The sequence below is a fragment of the Aeromonas sp. FDAARGOS 1402 genome (assembly GCF_019046925.1).
Lineage (GTDB): Bacteria > Pseudomonadota > Gammaproteobacteria > Enterobacterales > Aeromonadaceae > Aeromonas > Aeromonas caviae.
The window spans coordinates 12,326-38,651 of record NZ_CP077201.1; the positions used below are offsets into that span (position 1 = coordinate 12,326).

22 protein-coding genes, 1 pseudogene and 1 other annotated feature are annotated in these 26,326 nt (G+C 63.0%); of the genes and pseudogenes, 7 read left to right on the forward strand and 16 right to left on the reverse strand.

Annotation, left to right across the window (positions count from 1 at the left end):
• Window positions 1-104: 104 nt before the first annotated feature.
• Window positions 105-1,358 (forward strand): Hint domain-containing protein, encoded by a 1,254-nt coding sequence (locus I6L32_RS00050; protein ID WP_216944481.1) that lies wholly within the window; start codon window positions 105-107, stop codon window positions 1,356-1,358.
• 117 nt (window positions 1,359-1,475) lie between these two features.
• Here the strand turns inward: I6L32_RS00050 and I6L32_RS00055 are convergent, their stop codons facing one another.
• Entirely contained in the window at window positions 1,476-3,185 is a 1,710-nt protein-coding gene (locus tag I6L32_RS00055) for an NAD-dependent malic enzyme (RefSeq protein WP_200164700.1), read from the reverse strand.
• A 221-nt stretch (window positions 3,186-3,406) separates the two neighbouring features.
• On the opposite strand from I6L32_RS00055, the gene mobA reads away from it, so the two are divergent.
• The 3 genes and pseudogenes from mobA (at window position 3,407) to I6L32_RS00070 (ending at window position 5,928) form a co-directional block, all read left to right on the forward strand.
• Entirely contained in the window at window positions 3,407-4,021 is a 615-nt protein-coding gene (gene mobA / locus I6L32_RS00060) for a molybdenum cofactor guanylyltransferase MobA (protein WP_216944482.1), read from the forward strand.
• Window positions 4,018-4,503 (forward strand): annotated as a pseudogene (gene mobB, locus I6L32_RS23595) (molybdopterin-guanine dinucleotide biosynthesis protein B); the annotation flags it as partial. The gene mobA and the pseudogene mobB, both read left to right, overlap by 4 nt.
• A 345-nt stretch (window positions 4,504-4,848) precedes the next feature.
• On the forward strand, window positions 4,849-5,928 hold the full coding sequence (locus tag I6L32_RS00070) for an FUSC family protein (protein ID WP_216944484.1): 1,080 nt from the start codon (window positions 4,849-4,851) through the stop codon (window positions 5,926-5,928).
• 69 nt (window positions 5,929-5,997) lie between these two features.
• Here the strand turns inward: I6L32_RS00070 and I6L32_RS00075 are convergent, their stop codons facing one another.
• The 8 genes from I6L32_RS00075 to I6L32_RS00110 form a co-directional block, all read right to left on the reverse strand.
• On the reverse strand, window positions 5,998-7,371 hold the full coding sequence (locus I6L32_RS00075) for an HD-GYP domain-containing protein (RefSeq protein WP_045523958.1): 1,374 nt from the start codon (window positions 7,369-7,371) through the stop codon (window positions 5,998-6,000).
• A gap of 84 nt (window positions 7,372-7,455) precedes the next feature.
• Window positions 7,456-8,013, reverse strand: coding sequence for a DUF3332 domain-containing protein (locus I6L32_RS00080; protein ID WP_216944485.1), 558 nt, complete (start codon window positions 8,011-8,013; stop codon window positions 7,456-7,458).
• Window positions 8,014-8,157: 144 nt separating this feature from the next.
• Window positions 8,158-9,453, reverse strand: a complete 1,296-nt coding sequence (locus I6L32_RS00085) for a PAS domain-containing methyl-accepting chemotaxis protein (RefSeq protein ID WP_216944486.1) — start codon at window positions 9,451-9,453, stop codon at window positions 8,158-8,160.
• A gap of 200 nt (window positions 9,454-9,653) precedes the next feature.
• The gene (locus I6L32_RS00090) at window positions 9,654-10,118 is read right to left on the reverse strand and encodes a GNAT family N-acetyltransferase (RefSeq protein WP_041214775.1); all 465 of its coding nucleotides are present in this window, start codon (window positions 10,116-10,118) and stop codon (window positions 9,654-9,656) included.
• A 60-nt stretch (window positions 10,119-10,178) separates the two neighbouring features.
• Complete coding sequence (locus tag I6L32_RS00095) at window positions 10,179-10,634, reverse strand: DoxX family protein (protein ID WP_216944487.1); 456 nt, start codon at window positions 10,632-10,634, stop codon at window positions 10,179-10,181.
• Complete coding sequence (locus I6L32_RS00100) at window positions 10,631-11,383, reverse strand: DNA-binding domain-containing protein (protein WP_216944488.1); 753 nt, start codon at window positions 11,381-11,383, stop codon at window positions 10,631-10,633. Before I6L32_RS00100 ends, I6L32_RS00095 begins: the two co-directional genes overlap by 4 nt.
• A complete protein-coding gene (locus I6L32_RS00105) occupies window positions 11,376-12,218 on the reverse strand; it encodes a DUF692 domain-containing protein (protein WP_210556933.1) in 843 nt (280 codons plus the stop codon). The genes I6L32_RS00100 and I6L32_RS00105 overlap by 8 nt, the downstream gene beginning before the upstream one ends.
• Before the next feature lie 59 nt (window positions 12,219-12,277).
• Window positions 12,278-12,541 (reverse strand): DUF2282 domain-containing protein, encoded by a 264-nt coding sequence (locus tag I6L32_RS00110; protein WP_010673595.1) that lies wholly within the window; start codon window positions 12,539-12,541, stop codon window positions 12,278-12,280.
• Window positions 12,542-12,838: 297 nt separating this feature from the next.
• On the opposite strand from I6L32_RS00110, the gene I6L32_RS00115 reads away from it, so the two are divergent.
• Window positions 12,839-14,863: a BCCT family transporter gene (locus I6L32_RS00115; protein ID WP_180911129.1), complete on the forward strand. Its 2,025-nt coding sequence runs from the start codon at window positions 12,839-12,841 to the stop codon at window positions 14,861-14,863.
• 161 nt (window positions 14,864-15,024) lie between these two features.
• Here I6L32_RS00115 and I6L32_RS00120 read toward each other — a convergent pair whose 3' ends face one another.
• Window positions 15,025-15,405: a hypothetical protein gene (locus tag I6L32_RS00120; RefSeq protein ID WP_216944489.1), complete on the reverse strand. Its 381-nt coding sequence runs from the start codon at window positions 15,403-15,405 to the stop codon at window positions 15,025-15,027.
• Window positions 15,406-15,861: 456 nt separating this feature from the next.
• Between I6L32_RS00120 and I6L32_RS00125 the strand changes: the two genes are divergently transcribed.
• Window positions 15,862-16,635: a Bro-N domain-containing protein gene (locus I6L32_RS00125; RefSeq protein ID WP_216944490.1), complete on the forward strand. Its 774-nt coding sequence runs from the start codon at window positions 15,862-15,864 to the stop codon at window positions 16,633-16,635.
• A 693-nt stretch (window positions 16,636-17,328) separates the two neighbouring features.
• Here the strand turns inward: I6L32_RS00125 and I6L32_RS00130 are convergent.
• The 6 genes from I6L32_RS00130 to I6L32_RS00155 all read right to left on the reverse strand — a co-directional run bounded on the left by I6L32_RS00130 (window position 17,329) and on the right by I6L32_RS00155 (window position 24,331).
• A complete protein-coding gene (locus tag I6L32_RS00130; protein WP_042015800.1) occupies window positions 17,329-17,595 on the reverse strand; it encodes a hypothetical protein in 267 nt (88 codons plus the stop codon).
• Between the two features lie 496 nt (window positions 17,596-18,091).
• Entirely contained in the window at window positions 18,092-18,514 is a 423-nt protein-coding gene (locus I6L32_RS00135; RefSeq protein ID WP_216944491.1) for a DUF4440 domain-containing protein, read from the reverse strand.
• 124 nt (window positions 18,515-18,638) lie between these two features.
• Window positions 18,639-19,913, reverse strand: a complete 1,275-nt coding sequence (gene thrC, locus I6L32_RS00140) for a threonine synthase (RefSeq protein ID WP_049636630.1) — start codon at window positions 19,911-19,913, stop codon at window positions 18,639-18,641.
• A complete protein-coding gene (thrB, locus tag I6L32_RS00145) occupies window positions 19,910-20,902 on the reverse strand; it encodes a homoserine kinase (RefSeq protein ID WP_029314022.1) in 993 nt (330 codons plus the stop codon). Before thrB ends, thrC begins: the two co-directional genes overlap by 4 nt.
• Window position 20,903: 1 nt before the next feature.
• The gene (thrA, locus tag I6L32_RS00150) at window positions 20,904-23,363 is read right to left on the reverse strand and encodes a bifunctional aspartate kinase/homoserine dehydrogenase I (RefSeq protein ID WP_216944492.1); all 2,460 of its coding nucleotides are present in this window, start codon (window positions 23,361-23,363) and stop codon (window positions 20,904-20,906) included.
• A 57-nt stretch (window positions 23,364-23,420) separates the two neighbouring features.
• Window positions 23,421-23,551: a sequence feature (Thr leader region), on the reverse strand.
• 72 nt (window positions 23,552-23,623) lie between these two features.
• On the reverse strand, window positions 23,624-24,331 hold the full coding sequence (locus tag I6L32_RS00155) for a tRNA/rRNA methyltransferase (RefSeq protein WP_039039357.1): 708 nt from the start codon (window positions 24,329-24,331) through the stop codon (window positions 23,624-23,626).
• Between the two features lie 195 nt (window positions 24,332-24,526).
• Between I6L32_RS00155 and aceK the strand changes: the two genes are divergently transcribed.
• Window positions 24,527-26,254 (forward strand): bifunctional isocitrate dehydrogenase kinase/phosphatase, encoded by a 1,728-nt coding sequence (gene aceK, locus I6L32_RS00160; protein ID WP_010673586.1) that lies wholly within the window; start codon window positions 24,527-24,529, stop codon window positions 26,252-26,254.
• The last annotated feature ends 72 nt before the right edge of the window (window positions 26,255-26,326 follow it).

Here is a 26,326-nt window from a genome sequence, read left to right on the forward strand (position 1 = left end):
CCGGCGAGTTGACATGACAAGGCTTTCAACTGGTCGACGCAGATATCGCCCCAACCCCCTCTCTATACTCGAAGGCGTGACCCCACACCGACAAGGAGTTCCCCATGTCACTGCCCTCGTTCAAACCCAGCCAGCGCCGGCTGCTGCTGGGCTCGGCCATCGCCCTGGCCCTGTTCGCCACCCCGCTGAGCTATGACTTCGACCACCACCAGTGGCAGGCAAACCAGGCCCATGCCAAGTCCTGCTTCCTTGCCGGTACCCGCATCCTGATGGCCGATGGCAGCGAACGCCCCATCGAGACCCTGCGGGTCGGCGATCGGGTGCGGGACAGGCACGGGCAGAGCAACCGCATCCAGGCCATCGAGCGGGTGGCGCTGGGGGCGCGCAGGCTCTACGGGCTCAATCATCTGCCCCCCTTCTTTACCGCCGAGCACCCCTTCCTCACCACCCGGGGCTGGGCGGCCATCGCACCGGCCATGACCCGCACCGAAAACCCGGCCCTCGCCGTGCTGCCGCTCTTTACCGGCATGCACCTGCTGGGTTGGTCAGAGGGGGGCAGCGCGGGCAACCTGGCGCTGGCGCCGCACCCTGTCGAACTGCCGGTGGCCTCCCTCTCCTGGGTTGATGCCCCGCCCGCCACGGCGCTGTTCAACCTGATCCTCGATGGCAGCCACAGCTATGTGGCCAATGGGCTGATCGTGCACAACAAAGGGGGGGAAGGCGGCGGCAACAGTGGTAGCGGAGGCAGCAACAGCAGCGGCGGAGGCAGCAACAGCGGCGGCGGAGGCAGCAACAGCAGCGGTGGGGGCAATAGTAGCCACAGTGGAAACAATAGCGGAAATGGAGGCGATAGTAGCCATAACGGAAACAATGGCGGGGACGACAGCGGCCACGGCGGCGATGACCGTGGTCAGGGCGAACATGCCGGTGGCGACCAGCACGCTGGCGGCGATCGCCACGGCGGTGGCGACAAACATGCAGGCGGGGAGCGTCATGCCGGTGGCCGGGTGGACGACAACGGTGTGGACGCCGTCGATGCCAATGGCAACAAGCTTCGGGGCGATGGCAGCGTGGACGACAACGGTGTGGACGCCGTCGACGCCAATGGCAACAAGCTTCGAGGCGATGGCAGCGTGGACGACAACGGTGTGGACGCCGTCGACGCCAATGGCAACAAGCTTCGGGGCGATGGCAGCGTGGACGACAACGGCGTGGACGCCGTCGACGTCAATGGCAACAAGCTTCGAGGCGATGGCAGCGTGGACGACAACGGTGTGGACGCCGTCGACGCCAATGGCAACAAGCTTCGGGGCGACGGCAGCGTCGATGACCGCCTGGTGCCCCCGCCCGCTCAATAGGTGGCAGCGTCCTGCCCCGCACACACAGCAGGGCAGAAAAAAGAGAGGGTGGCCTGGGCCACCCTCTCTTTTTCTATGGCATCGTCATGCCCGCGACACGTGCGGGCAGGTCGCACCTCAGACCCGGCGGTACGGCAGGTAGACCGGCTCCCACATATGGCTCAGGATGTGCTCTTGCAGATCCTGACCGATGAGCGGGTGGGAGGGGTCGCGGCGCACAATATCCTTGAGCACCGCGGTCGCCACGTGCACCGAGATGTTGCGCAGCTCGCTGATCCTCGGGTAGACGGTGCCCCGGGCGAGATCCGCCTCGCTCACGCATTCCGCGAGCGCAAAGGCGGCGGTGGTGAAGATGTCCGGGCTTATCTCGCGGATCTGGCTGACGATGGCCGCCAGCCCCACGCCGGGGAAGATGAAGACGTTGTTGCCCTGACCGATGCGATAATCCTGCCCCTCATGGTGCACATCCTTGAACGGGCTGCCGGTGGCGACGATGGCGCGCCCCTGGCTCCAGCGGAAGATGTCTTCCGGCAGGGCCTCGCAGTTGGCGGTGGGGTTGGAGAGGGGGAACACCATGGGGCGCTCGCAGTGGGTCAGCATCAGCTGGATGTGCTCCTCCTGGAAGGCGCCACCGGCGCCGCTGGTGCCGAGCAGCACTGTGATGGGCACGTGGCGCAGCACCTCGGTCAGCCCCGCCTTGCCCTGCAGATCCCACTGGGCCAGCAAGAGGCCCGGCTTGGCGTAGCGGCGCTTGTACTCATCCAGCCCCTCGCGGTTGTCACACACCAGCCCCTGGGTATCCAGGATGTAGATGCGATCCCGCGCCGCCTGCGGGTCAAGCCCCTCGCGGATCATCCCCGCGCAGATCTGATCCGCCACCCCGACCCCGCCAGCCCCGGCCCCGTAGACCAGGTAGTGCTGCTGGCCCAGGGTTTCCCCCTTGGATTTGACGGCCCCTATGATGCCCGCCAGCACCACGGCCCCGGTGCCCTGGATGTCGTCGTTGAACGACGGCAGCGCCTGCTGGTAGCGGGCCAGGTTGTTGAAGGCGTTGGACTTGCTGAAGTCCTCCCATTGCAACACGGCGTTGGGGAAGTGGCGCTTGACCCCGGTCACGAATTTGTCGATGAAGTCATCGTACTCCTTGCCGCGAATGCGCCTGTGGGGCTGACCCAGGTACATGGGGTCATCCAGCAGCGCCTGGTTGTCGGTGCCCACGTCCAGCGCGATGGGCAGGCAGCAGGCGGGGTGGATGCCCGCCCCCAGGGTATAGAGGGCGAGCTTGCCGATGGGAATGCCCATGCCCCCCACCCCCTGATCGCCGATGCCGAGGATCCCCTGGCTGTCGGTCACGACGATGATGCGCACCGCCTTGGCATCCATGTGGCGGGCGAGAGAGCCCATGTCATCGACGTTCTTCGGGGTGATGTAGAGGCCGCGCGGCTTCTGGAAGCGGTGGCTGAACTCCTGGCACGCCTTGCCCACGGTCGGGGTGTAGATGTAGGGAGTCATCTCCTCCACGTGGCGGGACAGGAGGGCGTAGAACAGGGTTTCGTTGCGATCCTGCAAGGCTCGCAGGTTCTGGTACTTCTCGATGTCGCTGCAAGCGCTCAGGAAGGCCTCATAGACCCGCTCCAGCTGGGCTTCGAAGGTCTGCACCTGAGGCGGCAGCAGGCCATCGAGCTCAAAATCGGCCCGCTCCTGTTCGGTGAAGGCGGTACCCTTGTTGAGGTTGCGATCGTTGAGCAGATTGGTGCCCGTCAGCGCAACGGGGCGAAAATCGTGACCCTGTGCATCTTTCCACAGCAGATATTGTCCGGTAGCCATAGTCATTCTCTTTGATTTACATGAAGTTGCCATCAGGCAGGAGAGCAAGGCTCAGAATGCTGGGGATCATATGACGTTTGCCGATCCGGTTTTGTGAGCTTGGACAAACCCTGCGGCCAAAGGCGCCTTTGCCGGGGCAGCCGAAGGTTGCTCCCGCGCCCGCCTTGGCGCAAGATCCCGACACGCCCCTGTGGACATCCCTTTGCGAGTAACGGAGCACCATGACCCCTTCCTCTTCCCCCGCTTTTCTCGTCAGCGGCGTCATCCTCTCGGGCGGTCGCGCCACCCGCATGGGGGGCGATGACAAGGGCTGGGTGCCCCTCGCGGGCACTCCCCTGATCGAACACGTGCTGACCCGCCTGCGCCCCCAGGTGGACGAGGTGCTGATCAACGCCAACCGCAGCCAGGCTCGCTACCGGCAGCTTGCCCCCGTCATCGGAGATGCGCAGGCCGACTTCCAGGGGCCGCTGGCCGGCATGCTGGCGGGGCTGACGGCGGCCCGTCACGACTGGGTGCTGTTCGTCCCCTGTGACGGCCCCGCCCTGCCCCTTGATTTGATGACCCGCTTTCGCGCCGCCATCACCCCGGACACCGATCTGGTGGTGGCCCACGACGGGGAGCACCTCCAGCCCGTGGTCGCCCTGCTGCATCGCACCCTGCGCCCCTCCCTGCAACAGGCGCTGGCGGACGGGGAGCGCAAGACCGGGGCCTGGTTTGCCCGCCACCGGATGGCGGTGGTGCCCTTTGCCGATCTGCCCGACGCCTTCGTCAACCTCAACAGCCCGGCCGAACTCGCCGCCTGGGAGGCGAGGCTGCGGGAAGGGGGCGCGCCATGAGCCCCCTGCCCCTGCTCGGCTTCGTCGCCTGGAGCGGCACCGGCAAGACCACCCTGCTGGAGCGCCTCATCCCGCGCCTGGTGGCGCGCGGTCTGCGCCTCGGGGTGCTCAAGCACACCCACCACGCCTTTGACATGGACCAGCCCGGCAAGGACAGCCACCGCCTGCGCCAGGCGGGCGCCACCCAGGTGATGGCGGCCTCCGACCGGCGCCACGCCCTGATCCGGGAGACCCCGGAGGGGGAGCCCCCCTTCGAGGCGCTGCTGGCCCGCTTCGATGCGAGCGCCCTGGATCTGCTGTTGGTCGAGGGGTTCAAGCACAGGCACTTTCCCAAGGTGGAGCTGTATCGCGCCGCCATCGGCCGGCCCCTGCTCTTCCCCGATGATCCTGACATCGTCGCCCTCGTGAGCGACACTCCCCAGGCCACGACCCTGCCCCGGTTCCCCTTCGAGGATCTGGAGGCCATCGCCGACTTCATCTGCGCCCGGTTGCCCCCGCACGCCCCCCGTCAGGCCCCGCTGCCCCTTCGCCTCTGCGCCCGGCTGCTGGCGGCCCTGCCCCCATCGGCAGAGCAGGGCTTTGTGCCCGGCTTGCTCAGTCAGGACGAGGCGGGCACCCTGCTGGTGCGCCCGGTGGATGGGGGCCACGACAGTGCCAACTGCCGCATCGAACGGACGCCGGGTTGCGCGGCCCTTCCCCCCGGCGAGCGGGTCATGGTGCGCCTGCCGACAGGTGCGCCCCCATGAACCGGAGAAACGACGCAGGTCAAGGCGAATGCCGTCCCCCTTGCTATCCTCACAACCCTGACCCGAGATAAGAGAACGCCCTTGCGCCTCAATGCCCCGCTCTCCCGCTTCGATCTGCTCATCTATGGCCGCTACCGCCTGGTCCACGGCCTGCGCATCGCCCTGGCCTTCACCCTCACCTTCCTGCTGACCCGGGAGCTCAAGCTGCCGGAGAGCACCTGGCCCCTCATCACCCTGGTGGTGGTGATGGGCCCCATCTCGTTCTGGGGCAACGTGCTGTCGCGCGCCCTGCAACGGGTGGTGGGCACCGTCTTTGGCGCCGCCTGCGGGGTGGTGGCCCTCTATCTGGAGCTCTACTCCCTGCCCCTGATGCTGACCTGGTGCTGCGCCATCATGTTCCTGTGCGGCTACCTGGCGCTCGGCAAACGCCCCTATGTGGGGCTGCTCATCGGTATCACCCTGGGGGTCATCGTCGGCGGGGTGCCCGGGGACATCGAGACCGCGCTCTGGCGCAGTGGCGACGTCATCCTGGGATCGGTGCTGGCCCTGCTGTTTTGCAGCATCTACCCCCAGCGGGCCTATACCCACTGGCGTCTGCAGATGCACGACACCCTGCAGCAGGCCGGGCGGCTCTACCACACCCACCTCTCCCCCAACGTGCTGGAGCGCCCCAAGCTCACCCGAAGCCATGCCCGCCTGCTCGCCAAAATAGTCAGCCTGCGCCCCCTGCTGGCCCCGGCGGTCAAGGAGACCCGCCTTGGCAGCCCGCTGTTCGAGGCGACCCAGACCACCCTTCGCAACAGCGTCTGCACCCTGGAGATGCTGGCCAACACCTACTGGCGGGATCGCCAGAGCCACTTCCTGATGCAGAGCCACCCGGGGCTTCGCGCCTGCCAGCAGGCGACGGAGTCGGTGCTCACCGAACTCGCCCTCATGCTCAAGAGCGGTGATACCACGGCGGCCGACCAGGCCATCGGCCGCCTGCAAGAGGCCGCCGCCCGGCTCGATGGGGACGCAAGCCAGGCGCCAGGCCAGGGACACGACCCCACCCTTGGCGGCTACCTCTGGCTCAATCTCCATCTCATCGAGCAGCTCGCCCACCTCCATCGCCTGCTGGGGCTGGTGCTGCAACCCTATGCCAAGCCCTCGGCCCGCCCCTGATCGCGCCGCCTGCAACCGCCCACAAAAAAGCCCCGCCGATGCGGGGCTTGTTTGTCTCGGGCTCGCGCCTTAGCTTGCACGAGCCAGGGGCTGCTCCGGAGTGAGGTAGAGGGAGAAGTCCTCTATCCCCGCCTTCAGGGCGGCAAAGCAGTCGGGGTCGATGGCCGTGCCCAGGTTTTCCGCCATCATCTCCAGGGCACGTGGCACCGGGATGGCATCCCGATAGGGGCGCTTGGCGGTGATGGCATCGAAGATGTCGGCGGTGGTGATGATGCGCGTCTCCAGGGTGATCGCCTCCCCCTTGAGCCCCTTGGGGTAGCCCTTGCCGTCGAGTCGCTCATGGTGAGCGCCTGCCACCTGGGCCAGCTCCTCGAAGGCGCCGATGCGGCTCAGGATCTCCTCGGTGTAGGCGGCATGCATCTGCACCGCCGCCCACTCCTGCTCGTCAAGCTTGCCCGGCTTGTCGAGGATGGCGTTGCTCACCCCGAGCTTGCCCACGTCGTGGAGCAGGGCCCCCCGCTTGAGCCAGCGTCGCCGCGCCTCGGACAGCCCCATCTGGGCGGCGAGGATGTCGGTATAGAGCGCCACCCTGCCGCTGTGCCCCGCGGTATAGGGGCTCTTGGAGTCCACCACCTGGCCGAAGGCCGCCGCTATCTCGTCCAGATAATCCTCATCCAGCGCCACCTCCCCCTGCCCCGCCGGGTGGGCGAAGACCCGCTCCGCCAACGCGGGATCCGCCAGTCCTTGCCAGAAGGCGTCGTCGGCCAGCGCCTCGAAGGCCCTGACCAGGGCGGGATCAAACCAGTTGCCGCTGCGCTCGCGCAGCTCCCTCATCGCCGCGTCCGGCCCGGCGGCGGCGTGAAACACGTCCACCACCTGACAGAGCAGGGCGATGCGGGAGAAGAGCGGGATGGCCTCTCCCGCCAGTTGTTGCGGCCGCCCTTTGCCGCTCCAGTGCTCATCCAGGGAGAGGATCCCCTGGGCCACCTCGTCGCTGAAACGCAACTGGCGGGCGATGTCCGCCCCCCGGTGGCAGCGGGTCAGGATCAGCTCGTTGGCTATCTGATCCCCGTTGCGAAAGATGTGGAACAGGCTGCGAAAACGGCCCAGCAGATCCGCCTGCAAGCCGGTGTGGCCCAGCACGAAGTTGACCACCTCGGAGAGGGAGCCATCCACCAGCTTGAAGTCGCGCTTGAAGTGAAGATCGTCGGTGAGATAGAGCTCGCAGATGCGGGCGGCATTGCTGCTGCACCCCAGATCCTTGAGCAACAGGGTGTAGTAGAGGTCGTGGCGCTGCCGGGCATCCAGTCCCAGTTGCTCCCCCAGACGAGAGCCTATCCAGCAGCAGCGGATGCAATGGCCTCTCGGCTGCCCTTCCGTCATGTCCAGGGCATGGCTGAGAGAACCAATCAGCTCTGCCAAACGCAATCCATTTACCGTCATAGCCCACTCCCTCTACATCGGGGCGTACTTGCCCGCAGGCATGTATAGCATTTGTTGGGAGTAAAGGATCAGGGGCGCGACAAATTATACCTGTCCCGCTCCCCGACTTGCCGCCGCATCGCGCTGCTCGCGGCTCAGGGTCGAGACCAGTCTGTCGTCCAGATAGAGATCCAGTCGCTCCCCGCGCATCTCTCCCCGCATCAGGCTGCGCTGACCGTCGATGTAGTGGATCTCCATCTGGGCGGTGCGCTCGTCCGGGTAGCTCACCTGTACCTCGCGCACCCCTTGGGGCAGCAGGGCCAGCGGCACCTGGTTGAGGGCAGGATCCAGGTGCGGGTTCACCTTGATGATCGCATCGCTCTTCTGATCCACTAGGGCGGGCGCCTTGCCGGTGATGGGGTTCTTGCCGGACCAGAATTCGATGGTGTTGAACACGAAGAGATCCGCCGTGGCCGCCAGGCCATAGACGGGGGAGAGCAGCACGAAGACGCCGGCACGGCCGTAGCGGTTGTCCACCACGCTGAGGTTGCCCTTGGTCACCATGGAAGAGAGGCCCATCTGACCCATGCAACCACCGAGCCCCAGGCTCGCCCCCACTCCCAGCAGCAGGGCCAGTGCCCTGCCTCTCTGTCGTACTGCCATTGTTGTCTACCTGCTCAATAAAAAGGAGGCGGCAGCCTAAACAAGGGGGCCGGGCGGCACAATGACGAAGGGGGGCGTCATACAGCCAGGGTTCAGCCTGGCCGTCCGATCGCTCACTCTGTTGGCAATCTTGCGGTCAGCCCCTCAGATGGAGAGGGCCGACACCGTCTGGGAGACCCTGTCCGCCTCCTGGTGGATCTCGCTCATCAGCTTGTCCACCCCGGCGATCTGCTGCTTGCCGAGTTCGGCGCTGCCCGCCACCCCGGCCATGTCGTCGGTCACCCTGGCGGTCAGCTCGCGGTTCTTCTGCACCACCCTGGCGATCTCGTCGGTAGAGAGCGACGTGCGGGCGGCCAGCTGGCGCACCTCGTCCGCCACCACCGCAAACCCGCGCCCCTGCTCACCCGCCCGCGCCGCCTCGATGGCGGCGTTCAGGGCCAGCAGATTGGTCTGATCGGCGATGGCGCTGATGGTCGAGACGATGGCCTCGATGCTTCTGGACTGCTCGTTGAGTTGGCCGATGAGGGCGATGGCCTCATCCACCTGGGAGGCGATGAGGGAAGAGGTCTGCACCACGGCGCGCAGCAGGCCCGCCCCCTCCTCTGCGCTGTGCAGGGTCTCCTGGGCGGTGCTGTGGGCCAGGCGGGCGGCCTCCCGGGTGGCGTGGTTCTGCTCGATGCGCGCGGTGATGTCGCTGGCGAACTTCACCACCCGCACCACCTTGCCGCTGCCATCCCGGATGGGGTTGTAGGTCGCCTCCAGCCAGACGGCCTGCCCCCGGCTATTGTGGCGCATGAAGAGGCCGGATTTGAACTGGCCCCGGGCCAGCTCCTCCCAGAAACGGGGCTGCTCGCGCAGAAAGGCCTCGTCACAGAAGATCCTGTGGTGCCTGCCCGCGATCTCACTCAGGGTGTAACCCATAACGCTCAGGAAGTTGGCATTGGCATGGAGGATGTCGCCGTTCGGGGTGAACTCGATCATGGCCCGGGAGCGGTCCAGTGCCTCGGTCAGCGCTTCGAGTCGCTCCAGCCGCTGGTGCTGTTCGGTGACGTCGCTGGCAATCTTGAATACCCGGGTCACCCGGCCCTGGTGCTTCACCGGGAAATAGGTCGCCTCCAGCCAGCGCGTCTCCCCCTGCCGGTTCACGCGCTCGAAGGTGCCTGACTGCACCTCCCCCTGGGCCAGGCGGCGCCAGAACTGGCGATAGTCACCGGACTCCCCCCAGGCCCTCGGACAGAGCTGGCTGTGGGGCTGCCCAATCAGTTCGGCGGCACCATATCCCATCAGGGCCAGGAAAGGGGTGCTCGCCTCCTGGATGATCCCCTCCGGGCTGAAGATGACGGTGGCGGCACCCGCCTTGATCGCCTCTATGATGCCCTGCTCCTCGTCGAGCCGGGTCTGGCATGCCTGCAACTGCGCTTTGAGCTTCTGATTGAACATGACACTTCTTCCTCGTTGACCATCCCCATGGGCACCACGGCCTCACCCACAGAGGGTATCGGCACCGCCAGCGCCGACATAAGTGGTCGGACGACTGAAACGAATGGGGCGCGCAGTGTATAGAAAAGCGGCGATGCCGCCAAGGGCTCCCAATACGCAGCCCAGGCGAAAGAGGATCAGCCCGGCGGTGAAAAAGGCGGCTAACGAGCGGGAACGCACTCAAGACAGGCGGGATTGCCGGCAAAGCCGAACCGTTCGTAGATAGCGCGCCCATCACTGCTGGCATGGAGCCACAGCTTGCCCAGTTGCTGCTCGCGGGCATACGCCACCATGGCCACCAGCAGGGCGTTCGCCATTCCCCGTCTGCGCCAGGCCGGCCGGGTGTAGATGTTGAGCAGGTACCCTTCCCGCCCCGCCAGATTGCCCGGGTAGGGCGGGCGCACGAAGAGTGCCAAGGTGGCGCACGCCACCACCTCGCCCTCCTCTTCCACCACCCAGCTACGGGCGCTGCCCTCTTCCTGCGCCTGCATGAAGTAGGCCTGCGTCGCCTCCCTGAGGACCGGATCCTCATCGGGCCGGGCAAGTTCCCCCACCTCGCAAAAGAGCGCCATGCGCAGTGTCGTCAGGGCAGGAATATCGGCCGCCAGGGCCTCGCGAACCTTCATCTCTTCTCCTTTGCATTCCTTTCCCGCCCGTCAGTCAGGCAGGGCTCGTGTGCGGCCACCTTACGCCGGAGGCGAGCGACGGGCAAGGCGCCAGCTGTCGAGCCCCAGGGGGCCCGCCCCCCACACGGCCAGGGTCAGCAGCATCCAGCCCCACAACTGGTGATCGTGAAAGCCTCCCGCCCAGAGGGCCGGGTAGGAGATGACCGCCATGGCGTTGAAGCCAAACAGCAGCAAGGCGACCGGACGGGTGAAGAGGCCCGCCAGCAGGAAGAGGGGCAGCAACAGCTCGGTCGCCGTGCCCACATAGGCCGCCCACTGCCAGGGCAGCAGGGGCACCTGATATTCGAACTCGAACAGATAGAGGGTGCTGTCCCAGGCCGTGAACTTGAGCCAGCCGGATCGCAGAAAAATGGTGGCGACCCAGAGCCTGGCAAGCAGCAACAGGCCACCGCTGCACCAGGGCAAGATGCGTTCAACAAGGGGGCCAAGGGGCCTGGCAAGGGTTTGCGTTGTCATGGGGCAAGCTCCAGATCGACCAGCAGGTCGAGGGTGATGAGGGGGGCCAGGTGTTCGGCCATGGCGGGATCCTGAGCCAGCAGGCTGGCCAGCGGCCTGCCCTGCAGGCAGCCTTGCAGCAGACGCCAGGCGGCGGCATCCAGGGGAATGGGGTCGACCCGGTGCCCGGGGCGTTTCTTGAGTGCCAGGGAGCAGACAGCATCCAGTTCCCTGACCGTCTCACCGCCGTGCAGGGCCATCTGCCAGAGCGCCAGCACCGGATGGGGGCTCTCCAGGAGCAGCAGATCGCAGGCAGGATGCAGCACCAGCCGCTCCCAGTGCTCAGGGGTCATGGCGGCAAGCCGCTCGGCAGGCCAGCGCCGCGTCTCTGGCGCAAGCAGCGAGACCCGCTCCAGCCCCCACTCGAAGCGGGCCAGATCCCCGAGCCAGGGCAACGCGGCCGTGGTGGGCAAGCGTACCAGCCAGTCGCCAAAGCCCTCCCCGTAGTCCATGACGCTCCCCTCCTCCAGAGGTGCCGCCAGCACGAACCCTCGTGCCGCCGCCTCAAAGAAGGTCTCGCCAACCATGGCGCGTACCGCGGGGTAGCTGCTGGCGAGCACCTCAGTGAGGCCGAGGATGACGTTGTTGCGATAGATCTGCAACAGGGCGTCGGGGGCAAAGCGTCCCGGCTGGATGTGCCCGAGGATGGCATCATCCTGGCCGAGCAGACCGCTCGCAAAAGCGCGTTGCAGGGAAGCAAGCTCAGACATGGGCGGCCTCCCTGGATGTTTGCTGCGCCGTGCTCAGGATCTCGCTGGCACGCTGCGCCTCTCCCAGCAGCACCGGCAGCGGGGGGATCGCCAGATCCCATTCAATCAGGGTGGGGATGGCGCGCTGCTGGCAGACCTGCTCGTAGAGCGCCCAGACGGGCTCGGCCACGGGGGTGCTGTGGGTGTCGATATAGAGGGGCCCCTGAGGAAGGTGCTTCTCGGTAAAACCGGCCAAGTGAATTTCGCCGACCGTGTCGAGGTCGATAGTCGCCAGATAGTCGTCCACCTCCAGGCCGTGATTGACCGCGCTCACATGGAGGTTGTTGAGATCGAGCAGGACGCCGCAACCGCTGCGCCCAGCCAGCTCGGCCAGAAACTCGGCCTCCCCCATCTCCCCCGCCAGTTGCAGGTAGGAGGAGGGATTCTCGATGAGCAGTTGTCTGCCCAGTGTCTGCTGCACCCGATCTATCTTGTCGCTCATGTGCAAAAGAGCGGCACGGGTGTAGGGCATGGGCAGCAGATCGTTGAAATAGCGCCCGCCGATGCTGCCCCAGCTCAGGTGCTCCGACACCCGCACCGGCGAGATGGCCGCCACCAGGGCTGCCAGCTGGCGCAGGTGCCCGGCATCGAGCGGATCGGCGGAGCCCAGCGACATGCCGACTCCGTGAAGGCTCACGGGGTAGTGCCTCGCAAGCTCCGCCAGCACCTCGAAGCCCTGGCTGTGGCGCTCGAAGTAGTTTTCGCTGTGTACCTCAAGCCAGCCCACTCCGGGCAAGGTGTGGCGGATCTCGTCGTAGTGCGGGGGGCGTAAACCGATACCGATCAAGGGGTTCATGGCTGGGCTCTCAATAGATAGGGCCATGATGTGGCGGGCGCCACACCATGGCATGCGGCTTACTTGGGTTGCAGGGACCCGCCAGCGAGCTTCTCGCACAGCCCCTTGGGCACCACCACGAAGGCATCCCCCTGGGCATCCATCTTGGCGGTGCCGGCGCAGGATCCGCCCTTGGTGGCGCAATCGTTCTTGCCCGCCTTGACCACGCCGTAGCACTTCTCCTTGTCATCCGCAGCCATGGCCGGCGCGGCGATGAACTGGGCACCCAGGGCCAGCAGACCCGTCATGGCAGAGGCGATCGCAGTACTTTTTTTCACGTTCATGTCTCTATTCCTTGTTGTCGAGAGTGATGTCTCCGGCGCATCTCATCCGGCTACGTTCAATAGAACCGGACGAGGGGGGAAAAGATTTCCCAAAAAACGGCATCAACTTGCTATTAACAAACAAGAAAGCGGTAACCATCTGATTTAATGGAATAATTTACGATAAAAAAACAGGACGACGAGTGCCTCCCCCACGGTGCTCATGGCCGTTGACCCCGTCACTCGCCGTCCACCCCTTGTCTGCTTTGCACCCGAGGGGCCTATAGTGTCTTGAGTCCTTCCACCCAAAGGTGTCCCATGAACGCTCCCCGTCCCTCCAGATGCACCCTGTCGCTGCCCATCTTCATCCCGGGTCTGCTCTTTATCCTGGCGCTGCTGGCCATCTGCTCCCTGGCCCCGGAGGCCGCCGCCCGCTTCTTTGGCAGCGGCCAGAGCTGGATAGCCCAGCACTTCAGCTGGTTCTATGTGCTGGTGGTCGGCATGTTCCTGATCCTGCTGCTGGTGATCGCCTTCAGCCACTTTGGCAACATTCGCCTCGGGCCGGACGATGCCCGCCCGGAGTTCAGCTTCACCTCCTGGCTCGCCATGCTGTTCGCCGCCGGCATGGGGATAGGGCTCATGTATTTCGGGGTGGGCGAGCCCATGAGTCACTTCGTCTCCCCGCCCCAGGCGACGCCCCTGACCCAGGTGGCCGCCCGCGAGGCCATGGTCACCACCTTCTTCCACTGGGGCTTTCACGCCTGGGCCGTCTACGCCATCGTCGGCCTGGTGCTGGCCTACTTCGGCTTTCGCTACAACCTGCCCCTGACCATCCGCTCCGGCCTCTATCCCATCTTCAAGGAGAAGATCCACGGGCCGCTCGGCCACGCGGTGGACGTCTTCGCCCTGGTGGGCACCATCTTCGGCATCGCCACCACCCTGGGCTATGGCGTGATGCAGCTCTCGGCGGGGATCACTCGCCTCACCGGCATGGACACCTCGGGGGAGCTGTTTCGCTTCGGCCTCATCGGGGTCGTCATCGCCCTCGCCGGCATCTCGGCGGTCACCGGTCTCGACAAGGGGGTGAAGCGCCTCTCCGAGCTCAACCTCTTTCTCGCCATCGTGCTTCTGCTGTTCGTGCTGGTGGCCGGCCCCACCCAGTACCTGCTGGGGGCCCTCTCGGAGAACATTGGCAACTATGTCTCCTCTTTAAGCCAGCTCACCTTCCGCACCTTCACCTACAGCGAGACCCGCCAGGCGGGCTGGTTCGGCAACTGGACCCTGCTCTACTGGGCCTGGTGGATCTCCTGGTCCCCCTTCGTCGGCCTCTTCATCGCCCGCATCTCCCGCGGACGCACCCTGCGCGAATTCATCCTCGGCGTCCTGTTCGTGCCCACCGCCTTCAACCTGCTCTGGATGACGGTGTTCGGCAACGCCGCCATCTGGGCCAGCCAGCATGAGGGGGGCACAAGCCTCATCGACTCGGTCGGCAACATCGACACCCTGCTGTTCAACTTCTTTGACCTCTTGCCGGGAGCGGACATCACCTCGGCGCTCGCGGTGATCCTCATCAGCGTCTTCTTCGTCACCTCCGCCGACTCGGGAGCCTTCGTCATCGACAACATCGCTACCCAGGGCAAGGAGGGCTCACCGATCTGGCAGCGCCTGTTCTGGGCTCTGCTGCTCGGGGTCACCGCGGGTACCCTGATGAGCACAGGGGGGCTGGCGGCGCTCCAGTCCATGACCCTCATCGCCGCCCTGCCGTTTGCCTTCATCATGGTGCTGCTCTGCCTCGGACTCTGCCGCGGCCTTGTCGCAGACAAGGAGCACTCGGCCAGGCGCCTCTCCCCCGCCACTGACTTCTGGAACGGCAAGCAGTGGCGCACCCGGATGGATCACCTGCTGCGCCCCTCCACCGAGCAGGAAGCCCGCGCCTTTGTGGACAAGGTCGCCCTGCCCGCCCTGACGGCCCTGAGTCAGGAGTTCGCTGCCCGGGGCATCACCAGCCGGGTCGAAGAGGATGGGCCGGATCAGTGCCATCTGCTGGTACCCCAGCAGGGTCGCCGGGACTTCTGCTACGGGGTGCGCATCGAGGCCCGCCCCGCACCCGCCTTCAACCCCCTGGAGGCGGCCCACAACCACGATCCCGAGGCCCGCATCTTCGAGCCCATCACCTATTTTGCCGATGGCCGTGCCGGTTACGACATCCAGTACCTGACCCGGGACGAGCTGAGTGCCGACGTCTTGCGCCAGTACGAGCGCTATCTGGTGCTGAGCCAGGACGAGGGGCAGGATCTGCTGAGCAGCGCCCCCGAACATACCCAGCCAACCCAGGGAGAGTGATGACCAGGCAGGGATCAAGTCAGCTCCCCGCCCACAGCTTATGGCCGGGCACACTGGCGGCGAGGGCTGCCCCCACCCCCCATCACAACAGAGAAAGGGGCCCCAGGGCCCCTTTCTCGTCAACTGCCTCAACCAGCGTTGGTGTCAGAGCCTCAACCGGCTCAGGCGGTTTTCACGCACTTCTGGATAAAGCTGTTCTTGGCCGCCCCGGCGAGCTCCTTGTCCGCCGCCGCCTTCTCGCACTGGGTCGCCTTGTCGGCGGCCCCGTCCGTCTTCAGACACTTTTGCACGAAGCTGTTCTTGGCAGCCCCGGCCAGCTTCTTGTCGGCGGCCGCTTTCTCACACTGACTCGCCTTGGCACTGGCGGAGGCATCCTTGACGCACTTGCCCACAAAGCTGGTCTTGGCGGCGCCCGCCAGCTTCTTCACAGCCGCCTGGGCCTCGCACTCTTGCTGCGCGCCAGAGGTCGCGCTCTGGGCGACCCCCATTCCCATGCCCATGACCGTCACACACAGACTCAACACCATCAGGATCCGCTTCATATGTCACACTCCCATCGTTCTATCCATTGTGGTTAGCCCCCACTCACGCGGGCCAAACGAGGCACCCTCGCCTCGCTGCACTATAGTCCCCCTCCCCCGTGACAACAAAATGCCCCTTCCTTGCCGACAATCCCCTCCCAGTCCCTCCCTCCGGCCACCCGGCGCCTTCGCTCAATTGTTGAGCTGGCGCAAAAATCCAGTCATTCCCTGCGGTTGCGTCAACTTTTGACTGGTTTGCGTATGAGGCTTGAGGATATGCTGGCCATTCGGCGCCTACTGCACCATTCGGGCCCCGCCCGCTGGTTAATGGAGCGCATTGGAAGCTGTAATCCAGGGGCGGTAGCGTGGGGTTTGTCCGCTGTCCTCAGGGGTATTGGGACGTAGGTAAGTTGGCACTGAACGAAATGAAGCACAATATACGAACTCGGATTTCCTTTTTAAAAGACAGGTGAATAAATGTTTGAGATTCTGTTGTACCCCTCATCATCTGGTGAATTAGAAATAAGAACTATACAAAAAGATGGCATCACTTTGTTTAATTTGGGCGATATCGTAAAAGCTATAACAAAAGAGTCTCAAATACTTGAAGGAAATAATGTAACAAATCAAACTTCATTCTTACGAGAATCTATTTCTGCTTTAGATGACGATGAGCGACATACAGAAATTATTGGTGGTGAACGAGGTCAAGATACTAAATATGAGCACTTTGTAACTGAGCCAGGAATATATAGGGTTGTGTCAAGAGCCAAGAGTAGTGGTGCGAAAAAATTCCAACGTTGGGTTTATCATGATGTAATGCCTGCTTTAAGAAAATATGGCATCTATCCAGCACCTAAAGAAAACGATGACTCATTTATTTTGCAACTTGCTGATCAACAAGCAAAGCAATCTCAACTTCTCAGCCAGTATATAAGGCAAGCCGAGTCAAAATTCAAAGAAATAGAGAATAAGTTTGCTGAAAATGAAAAACAACTTGGAGATATTAACCAAAGGCTAACCAGTATTGAAAATGCTAACATTCCAAGTGTGAGGTTTTATAGTGTTGAGGACTCATTTAAAGGATTATCCCTAGATAATACCAACTTAATTTATGTTATCGCACTTTGTGAAAAAATATGTACCGAGAAAAATATTGCCTATTTACCATCAGTCAACAGTATAAGAACAGAGCAAAAATTCACAAAGGATGTTATAGAACTTGCTTTAAACTATGCAAGATTAATATAAAAATCATCTACAAGCGACCTACATATCTACGAAGCTCTACTTACGAGATAGAAGTGGGTACCCAATGGAAATCTGGGACACCCACCTTTCTGAGCAAGCCATAGTCAGATTGGTTATCACCGCTCTGATGGATGGCAGGTCGAGGGAGCAGGGCCAAAAAATCGTCAAGCAGACCATCGAGGCATAACTAGCCTCTTGTTCAGGCACGGCCCAGCCTGGCATCGAATAACATGCCGAGGTTTGATATGGCGTGGGATAAAAGATTCAACAAAAAGGTGGATGTCCCAATTTGGAAGTTAGGTCGTTTCATGAAAATACGAGATAAAGTTATGCGTGAGCTAGCAAAAGTCAAAAATATAGAGAAATCTAGGACACCCACCTTTTTGAGCCAGCCGTTAGCTGGCTGGCTATATCTCTCATCACACACTGATCTTCCTGGAACCCGATAAATACCTTGTACACGAGTGTCATTTACCCAGCGGGGTTGCGTGTTCAGACATGGCAATGCCCCAAATAAATGCCAAGGGAGTAAAACGGGATCTATCGGATTAACAAGGTGGCTGATGGCATCGCCGCTGACCACTGTGCTGGGCGAATTGCTAGCCAAAAAGGTGGGTGTCCCAATTTGGAAGTCCAAAAACCATCCCGTCCGGGATGGTTTTTTATTGGATGGCTAGAAAGGCAGGGACCTTCTTACCACCGCCCCTGGGGTGGCTGCTGGTTGCGCGACTCCACCATGGCAATGAGGATGGCCATCAGGCTCGATATCAGCATCAGCACCATGGCGATGGGCAATGAGAACAGGGCGTAATAAGTGCGCCCGATTTCTGCCAGGACGGTGTCTGCAGACACCATAAAAGGCAGCGGCAACAGTAATATCAGGGCGAAGTAAAAGATGATCCTGGCGATCATCAGAGGAGTTTTGAGGGACTGGGTCACTATTTTTCGGTACGGCCACATGATGGTTTGCTCCCTGCACTGTGGTGTTGTTGTTGTCGATAAGCCGCGCCGTCGAGGCATCTGCGGCCCTGCTCGTCCATGAAGGGTGTCAAGCAGTCCCCTGATTAGCAGCCACGGCAGGCCGGGTCAACGGGCCCCGGGGGGCTGGAAATGACCCACAGACAGGGTTGTGCTGCCAGGGGCGAGCATAACAACGAGAGTGCAAATCAAATGTGCAAAAACGTCGCAGCAATCACTGTCGGCGCACTTTCTGCCAGCAGGTTATGAGGCACAACCAAAACGGGGAGTTGCGCCGTGGGCTGCGCTATGATGCCCCCTCCCAGGCAGAGCGGTGCCCTGCGTGCGGCTCGGGTTCCCCGGCCTGGATGGCTTGGCTCTTGCTACTCAATCTGGCTACTCAATCTGACTAACCGGTCTGGCAGCACGGCCTTGATGGTGAGCCTTGATTACGCACGCTATACACGCACTCTGGCTACGTCGAGCCAGTGTGACTGCGCTAGTCGATTGCAGGCCGATTGCCGGGCTGCTGCGCCCCCAGCAGCGTGGTGCCGTAGGAGTTGTCCACCGTGCAGCGCCACTGCCCGCCGGACTCTTTGCGAAACACATAGGTGGCGCACCGGGTTTCATCGATCCACCCCTCTCCGCCCGGGTAGCGCAGCCGGGTCTCCATGATCACCAGGGCATTGTCGGCCCCCTCGATCACCTCCATGGCCCCCTGGGTCACCTCAAGCTGACCGTCAAAGTAATCGGAGATGGCAGTGAAGGCGCGGCGGATGGCGGGAATGCCACGCACCACCATGCCGGGTTTGACCACCAGGGCGGCGTCCTCGGCATAGAAGGTCATCAGGGCGTCGAAGTCGCCCCGGGAGATGGCGGCGTCACAGGTCTCGATCAGGGTGCGAAGGGGATGCGGGCTCATGCCGTGCTCCTTGTTTCAGGGGTATAGGGCGGGTTCCCCGACCTATACCGGACATCAATACCGGACATAAAAAAATCCCCCGCTTTCGCGAAAAAGCGGGGGATCGTCAGCGTCTCATGACGGCTTAACCGAGCAGGAAGGCCTTGAGGCGGCCAAAGTCAGCGGGCAGATCGTGGGACAGGAGCGGCAGCGCGGCGTGCTTGGCGAGCGGGCCCGGCAGCGGCACATCCAGATTCAGGATCTCGTCCACCGACTCCTTGAACTTGGCCGGATGGGCGGTGCAGAGGAACACACCGACCTCGTCTTGCCCAAGCTGCTCGTTCAGCAGATCCCAGGCAATCGCCCCGTGGGGCTCGCACAGGTAATCCAGCTGATGCAGGCGTTTGAGTGCATCCCGGGTCTGGGCATCGTCACGCATCCCTGAGCCCAAGGTTTCCAGCGCCCAGCCCTTGCGACGGCACAGCTCTTCCACCCGCGGCCAGTTGTTGGGGCGGCTCACGTCCATGGCGTTCGACAGGGTCGCGACCGTCTGGTGCGGCTCCCACTGGCCGGTTTTCAGGTAGCGCGGCACGGTGTCGTTGGCGTTGGTGGCGGCGATAAAGCGCTTCACCGGCAGCCCCAGCGCCTTGGCGATGAGACCCGCGGTGAGGTTGCCGAAGTTGCCGGACGGCACGCTGATGACCGCCTTGGCGCGATCGGCTTTCGGCAACTGGGCCACGGCTTCGAAGTAGTAGCAAACCTGGGCCAGCAGGCGGCTGATGTTGATGGAGTTGGCGGAGTTGAGGCCGATGGCGGTCTTGAGCCCTTCATCGTCGAAGGCATCCTTGACCAGCGCCTGACAGGCATCGAAGTCGCCGTCGATGGCGAGGGTGCGGATGTTGCCGCCGAGGGTGCAGAAGAGCGCCTCCTGCAAGGGGCTTATCTTGCCCTTGGGGTAGAGGATCACCACTTCAATCCCCTCCAGGCCGTAGAAGGCGTGGGCCACGGCGGCGCCGGTGTCGCCGGAGGTGGCGGTGAGGATGGTGATCTTGTCATTGGTTCTGAACGCAGCCAGACACTGGGCCATGAAGCGGCCGCCGAAATCCTTGAACGCCAGGGTCGGGCCGTGGAACAGCTCCAGGGCATAGGTGCCGTCTTTGAGCTTCACCAGGGGCGCCGGGAAGGTGAAAGCAGCGTCGATAAGCTCGCTCACCTTGGCAGCCGGTACTTCGTCACCCAGCAGGTGGCTCAGGATGCGGGCCGAGCGCTCGGCCAGCGGCAGATCCAGCAGGGCATCCACGTCGGCCAGCGGCTCCAGGGTCTCTGGGAAGAACAGCCCCTGCTCGCGGCCCAGACCCTGACGCACCGCCTGCGCGAAGCTCACCTGTTCACTCTTGTCCTTGATGTTGTAAAGATTCATAGCTCGCTTCCTGTTACCCGTGCCCCGGCCATGTCCAGTTTGCAGACCCGGGCAAATCCATCTTCATTGCGCACGAAGTGCGCTTCCATCCACTCTTTCATGCGTTCGGCCTGGGCCAGATCCTTCATCACCACGAACACCGTGGGACCGGACCCCGAGATGCCGGTGGCGAGCGCCCCGTTCTGGGCCCCCTGGGCCCGCACCTCGTTGAAGCCTTCAATCAGGGCCGCGCGATAAGGCTCGGCGATCACGTCTTTCAGGACGCTGGCGGCCAGCCCTTCCTGGCGGCTGTAGCTGGCATGCACGAAGGCGGCAAGCCGGCGGCCATAGGTGAGGCAGTCCTGGCGGCGATACTGGGCCGGCAGGATGGCACGGGCGGCGGCGGTGGAGACCACGGTGCCCGGGTAGCAGACCACCCAGTACCACTCGTCAAACACCGGGATGCCCTGGCTGATGACGCCCCCCTCCTCCAGCACCAGCTGCATGCCGCCCAGATAACAGGGCGCCACGTTGTCGTAATGGACGGAGCCGGAGATCTTCCCTTCCATCTCCCCCATCAACAGCAGCAGGTCGTGTTCATTCAGGGGCGCACCGTGGAAGGCGTTGAGCCCTTCCAGCGCCGCCACCACGCTGCAGGCGCTCGATCCCAGGCCCGAGCCCACCGGCAGGTTCTTCTCCAGCACCATTTCCAGCGGCTTGAGACCCAGGCCGCGCTTCTCCAGCGCCTCGCCATAGGCGACCCAGCAGTCGTGGAGGATGTTCTTTTTCGGGTCGTCCGGCAACTTGTGGGCGTAACGGCCCACGGAAGAGAGAGCGAAAGGCACCTCTGCCGATTTGACCTGGACGCGGTCACCCAGCAGGGAGCCATCCACGGGGGCGAGCGCCGCCCCCAGGACGTCAAAGCCCACGCTCAGGTTGGCGCTGGAGGCCGGGGCATAGGCCACCACGCTGCCGCCGATTTCTACATTCGGGTTCATCTCTGAACTCATGTTACAGCTCCTGCTTCCAGTTCTGGGTGCGCAGCACATCGGCGAAGACACCGGCGGCGGTCACTTCGGTCCCTGCGCCATAGCCGCGCAGTACCAGGGGGATGGGCTGGTAATAGGTGGAGAAGAAGGCGAGCGCGTTCTCCCCGTCTTTTACCTTGAACAGGGGCTCGTCACCACCCACCGCCTTGATGGCCACCTTGCACTTGCCACCCTCGATGGAGCCGACGTAACGCAGCACCTTGCCTTCACGCTGGGCCGCTGCGAACTGGTCGCGGAACCAGCCGTCGGCCTCGGGCAGGCGGGCCATGAAGGCCTCCACGTCGCCGCTCACGTCAAAGCCCGGCGGCAGTGCCTGCTCCACCTCCACATCGGAGAGCTCCAGCGCCATGCCGGCCTCGCGGGCCAGAATGAGCAGCTTGCGAGCCACGTCCATGCCGTTCAGGTCATCGCGGGGATCCGGCTCGGTGAAGCCGTTGCCGCGGGCGATCTGGGTAGCCTCAGAGAAGGCCATCCCCTCGTCCAGCTTGCCGAAGATGAAGGAGAGCGACCCAGACAGGATGCCGTCGAAGGCGCGCAGCTTGTCACCGGCCTTGATGAGGTTTTGCAGGTTCTCGATGACCGGCAGGCCCGCGCCCACGTTGGTCTCGTACAGGAACTTGCGACGGGTCTGGCGGGCGGTGCGACGCAGCGCCTTGTAGTAATCGAGCGACCCGGTGTTGGCCTTCTTGTTCGGGGTGACCACGTGGAAGCCGGCCCCCAGGAAGTCGGCGTACTGGACGGCCACGGCTTCGCTCGAGGTGCAGTCGACGATCACCGGGTTGATGAGGTGGCTCTCTTCCACCAGCTTCTTCACCGCCTCCAGGCTGAAACTGCCTTGTGCTTCCACCAGCTGTTCACGCCAGTTGGCGAGGGCCAGACCATCCTTGTTGACCGCCATCTGACGGCTGTTGGCGATGCCGACCACCCGCAGACCGGTGCCCTGCTCGGCCAGTACCGGCTGCTGGCGGGCAATCTGATCCACCAGGGCTGCACCGACGCCGCCCACCCCGACCACGAAGAGATCGATGAACTGCTGGCTGCCAAAGAAGTTCTGGTGGCACGCCTTGATGGCTTCCGCCACCTTGCCGGAGCGCACGACCGCGGAGATGGAGCGCTCGCTCGACCCTTGCGCGATGGCGACGATGTTGATGGAGGCCTGGGCCAGGGAGGTGAAGAAGCGCGCCGCCATCCCCTTGGAGGTGCGCATGCCGTCACCGATGAGGGAGATGATGGCCAGATCGGTCATGATCTCGAGCGGGTCCAGCAACTGGTTCTTGAACTCCAGCTCGAACTCGCGCTCCAGCACCTTGCGGGTCTTGTCGCTGTCGTAGCTGTGGATACAGAAGCTGACGCTGTACTCGGAGGACGACTGGGTGATCAGCACGATGCTGACCCCGGCGCGGGAGACGGCGGAGAAGATGCGACCGGCCATGCCCACCATGCCCTTCATGCCGGGACCGGAGACGTTGAACATGCACATGCCGGAGAGATCCGAGATGGCCTTCACCTTCAGATCGTCATCCCCCTGATCGACCCCGATGAGGGTACCCGGACCCTGAGGGTTGAAGCTGTTCTTGATGAGGCAGGGGATGTGGAACTGGGCCACGGGGGCGATGGTCTTCGGGTGCAGCACCTTGGCACCGAAGTAGGAGAGCTCCATCGCCTCTTTATAGGAGAGGGTTTTGAGCAGGTAGGCATCCGGTACCAGGCGCGGGTCGCAGTTGTAGCAGCCCTCCACGTCGGTCCAGATCTCGCAGCACTCGGCATCGACGCAGGCGGCCAAGACGGCGGCGGAATAGTCGGAGCCGTTGCGGCCCAGCAGCACGGTCTCGCCCTTGTCGCTGCCACCGGTGAAGCCCGGCATCAGGTAGAGACAATCAGAGCGCAGGCCCTTGGCGGCGAAGCGCACCCGGGAGGCTTCGATGTCCACATGGGCTTCGAGGTAGCCGCCATCGGTGACCAGCAACTGCTCGGGCACGATGAGATCCAGCTCGAGGCCGCGCACCCGCAAGAGCTCGTGCATGAAGGCGATGGAGAGGTTCTCGCCACGGCTCAGGATGCGGGCCTGGACGTTGTCCGGGCACAGCCCCAGCAGACGGATACCCTGCATCAGCCGCTCGACCTGATCCAGCTCGGCGGTGAGACGGGTCTGCAGCGCCTTGTCATCCAGCGCAGGATAGGCGGCCTTCAAGCCGGCCAGCAGGCGGGAGAAGATGCCGTTGATCTCGAACAGGGTACTGCTTGCATCCATGCCGCGACTGGTCTGTTCCACCAGGGCGACCAGGTGATTGGTCACCTTGGCCGGTGCCGACAGCACCAGGGCCACCTGGGATTGGCCGTGGGTATTCACCGCGATATCGGCAACCCGCAAGAAACGCTCTGCGTCGGCCAGTGACGACCCGCCAAATTTCAACACTCTCATCGCTATCTCCCTGTATTCCCTGCAAATTGATCTGCTAATTGGTCTAAAAACAATCCAACAAAAAAGGCCCGTACTGGGTGGGTACGGGCCTTTTTCTGATTTCTGTGCTTGTTCGTCAGCGCATCAACCGGCCCCAGTGCCACCTGTGGTGGTACCGGTAATAATGGTGGTGGTGATGATGTTGGTGAATAGCTGCATGACGAACACTCTTGAACGAATCTGGTTGTTAGCAATACCGCGCCCGGCGAGGGGCTGTCAACCTAAACCTCCTTGCCAAACTTGCGGGCAAGGTCTTTGCAGAGCAGATGGAGCATATTGAGATCCCGCTGCGGCAGCATGGGCACTCGGTCCATCACCCATTGATGCAGTTTTTCATCCTGCGAAACTCCGAGTTCACCAAGCAATTCTGCTGTTTTTGATTTCAGCACGCGAACCTGCCCGGCACTCTCGAAATTTTCTGCTACGTCCTGCTCGTCGCTCACTTTCTGGTCATCGAGCAGCGGACTCAGCTCATAGGCATACAGCATGATCGCCTGACCCAGGTTCAGGGACGGGTATGAGACCTTGAGAGGCAGGTAGCTGATGAGATCCACCTGGGCGAGCTGTTCGTTGGAGAGTCCGGACTCCTCGCAGCCAAACACGATGGCCACCTTCTCGAGGGAGGGCTTGGCCCGGATCTGGTCGCGAATGTCCGCCGGGGTGAGGTAGTGCTGGTAGCGGCCGCGCTGCCGGGCGGTGGTGGCGACCACCAGATCCATGTCCGCCAGAGCCTCTTCCAGGGTGTCGAAGGCTTGCGCATCCGTCAGGATCTCCTGCGCCCCGTGGGCAACCCAGCTCGCCTCCTCCTCTTCGTGCACCCGGCTCCCCACCAGTCGCATGGCATCGAAGCCCATGGTCTTCATGGCGCGGGCAGCAGCCCCCACGTTGGCGGCACGGGCGGGCGACACCAGCACAAAATAGAGTTTCATCGGGTTCTCTCCAGGATGGGGCCGACGCCGCGAACTGCGGCGAACCGTCGGCAAAACAGGGGCGCAATCTACCGTTTATCCCGAAATATTGCCACTTGAACAGATGTTTGGATGTTGCCATAGTGGCCTTGGACGCGAGTCCGCCGCCTCAGGGCACTGACGCCATGGGCCCGCCAGATCACAAGGAAGAGAGAGATGCAGCAGCCATTGGAGCAGGCGGTCGCCGAGACGATCCTGCAACGTTTTGAGTCGTTTTACAGCCGCTTTCTCGAGATAACCCAGGGCAGCAAGAGCCGTTTCGAGAACAGCGACTGGCTGGGGGTGCAGCTCGCCGGTCGAGAGCGCATCCGCCTCTATGATCACCATGTCGGCGCCACCACGGCGCAGATCAAACAGATGATGGGGGAGCAGCTGCCGACCCAGGCCCTGCTCAAGCAGGTGAAAGGCGCCTTCAGCGATCTCCTGCCCCGCTGCGAGAACTTCGAGGTGGCGGAGTCCTTCTTCAATTCCGTCTATCGCCGCATCTTCCGCCATCGCAACATCCGCGACGAAAACCTTTATATCCACCCCTTCGTGAGCCGGGGTGACAAGCCTGACCTGGGATCCTTGCTGCGTATCTATCGCACCGATCTCTCCCACCTGCCCCAGACCCTGAGCCAGCTGCTCGGGGATTACAGCTTCACCCTCCCTTTCGAAGACAAGCAGCGGGACATCATGGACATCCACCGCCATCTGGCAGAGAGCGGCCCGGCCATCCTGCACGAGGAGCCCTTCGCCATCGAGCTGCTCAGGGAGGTGTTCTATCGCAACAAGGGAGCCTATCTGGTGGGGCTCATCCGGGTGAAGGGCGAAGTCTATCCCTTCATCCTGCCCTTGCTCAGCACCGGTCAGAGCATCTATGTGGACACCGTCATCTTCGAGCCGGAGCTTGCTTCCATCGTGTTCGGCTTCGCGCGCGCCTACTTCATGGTCTATGCCCCGGTGCCGGCGCTCTTTGTGGCCTTCCTTCGCCAGATCATGCCCCGCAAGCCGGACTATGAAATCTACAACGCCATCGGCTGCCAGAAGCACGGCAAGACCGAGCTCTATCGCCACTATCAGCAGCACCTGGCCCAGAGCCGGGAACAGTTCGTCATCGCGCCCGGCATCAAGGGGATGGTGATGAGCGTGTTCACCCTCCCCTCCTACGATGTGGTGTTCAAGGTGATAAAAGACGAGTTTACCCCGCCCAAGGAGGTGAGCCACGAGCAGGTGAAGGAGAAATACCGGCTGGTAAAACAGCACGATAGAGTGGGACGCATGGCAGATACCCAGGAGTTCACCAACTTCGAGTTTCCCCTCGATCGCATCTCGCCAGAGCTGTTGACCGAGCTCAAGGCGGTGGCGCCCTCTGCGCTTACCCTCACCGCCGACAAGCTGGTGATCAAACACCTCTACACCGAGCGCAAGATGATCCCGCTAAACCTCTATCTGGATCAGGCGGACGAACAGCAGACCCGCCTCGCCCTGGAGGAGTACGGCAACGCCATCCGCCAGCTCGCGGCGGCCAACATCTTCCCCGGCGACATGCTGTTCAAGAACTTCGGGGTGACTCGCCACGGCCGGGTGGTCTTCTATGACTACGACGAGATCTGCTACATGACGGAGTGCAACTTCCGCCAGATCCCGCCGCCGCGCTACCCGGAGGACGAGTGGAGCGCCGAGCCCTGGTATTCGGTGGCACCCAACGACATCTTCCCGGAGGAGTTCGCCACCTTCCTGCTGCAAAAACCCCAGGTGCGGGAGATCATGATGCAGTTGCACAAGGAGCTCTTCGATGCCAACTACTGGAAGATGCTGCAGAGCAACATCAAGGAGGGGATGTTCGAGGATGTCTATCCCTACCGGCGCAAGAAGCGGTTTCGCTTCCAGCGAGGGGGATGACCCGGCATCAGGTACAAAAAGGGACGCCATGGCGTCCCTTTTCACATTCTTCTGCACGCTGGCGCAGGGGCC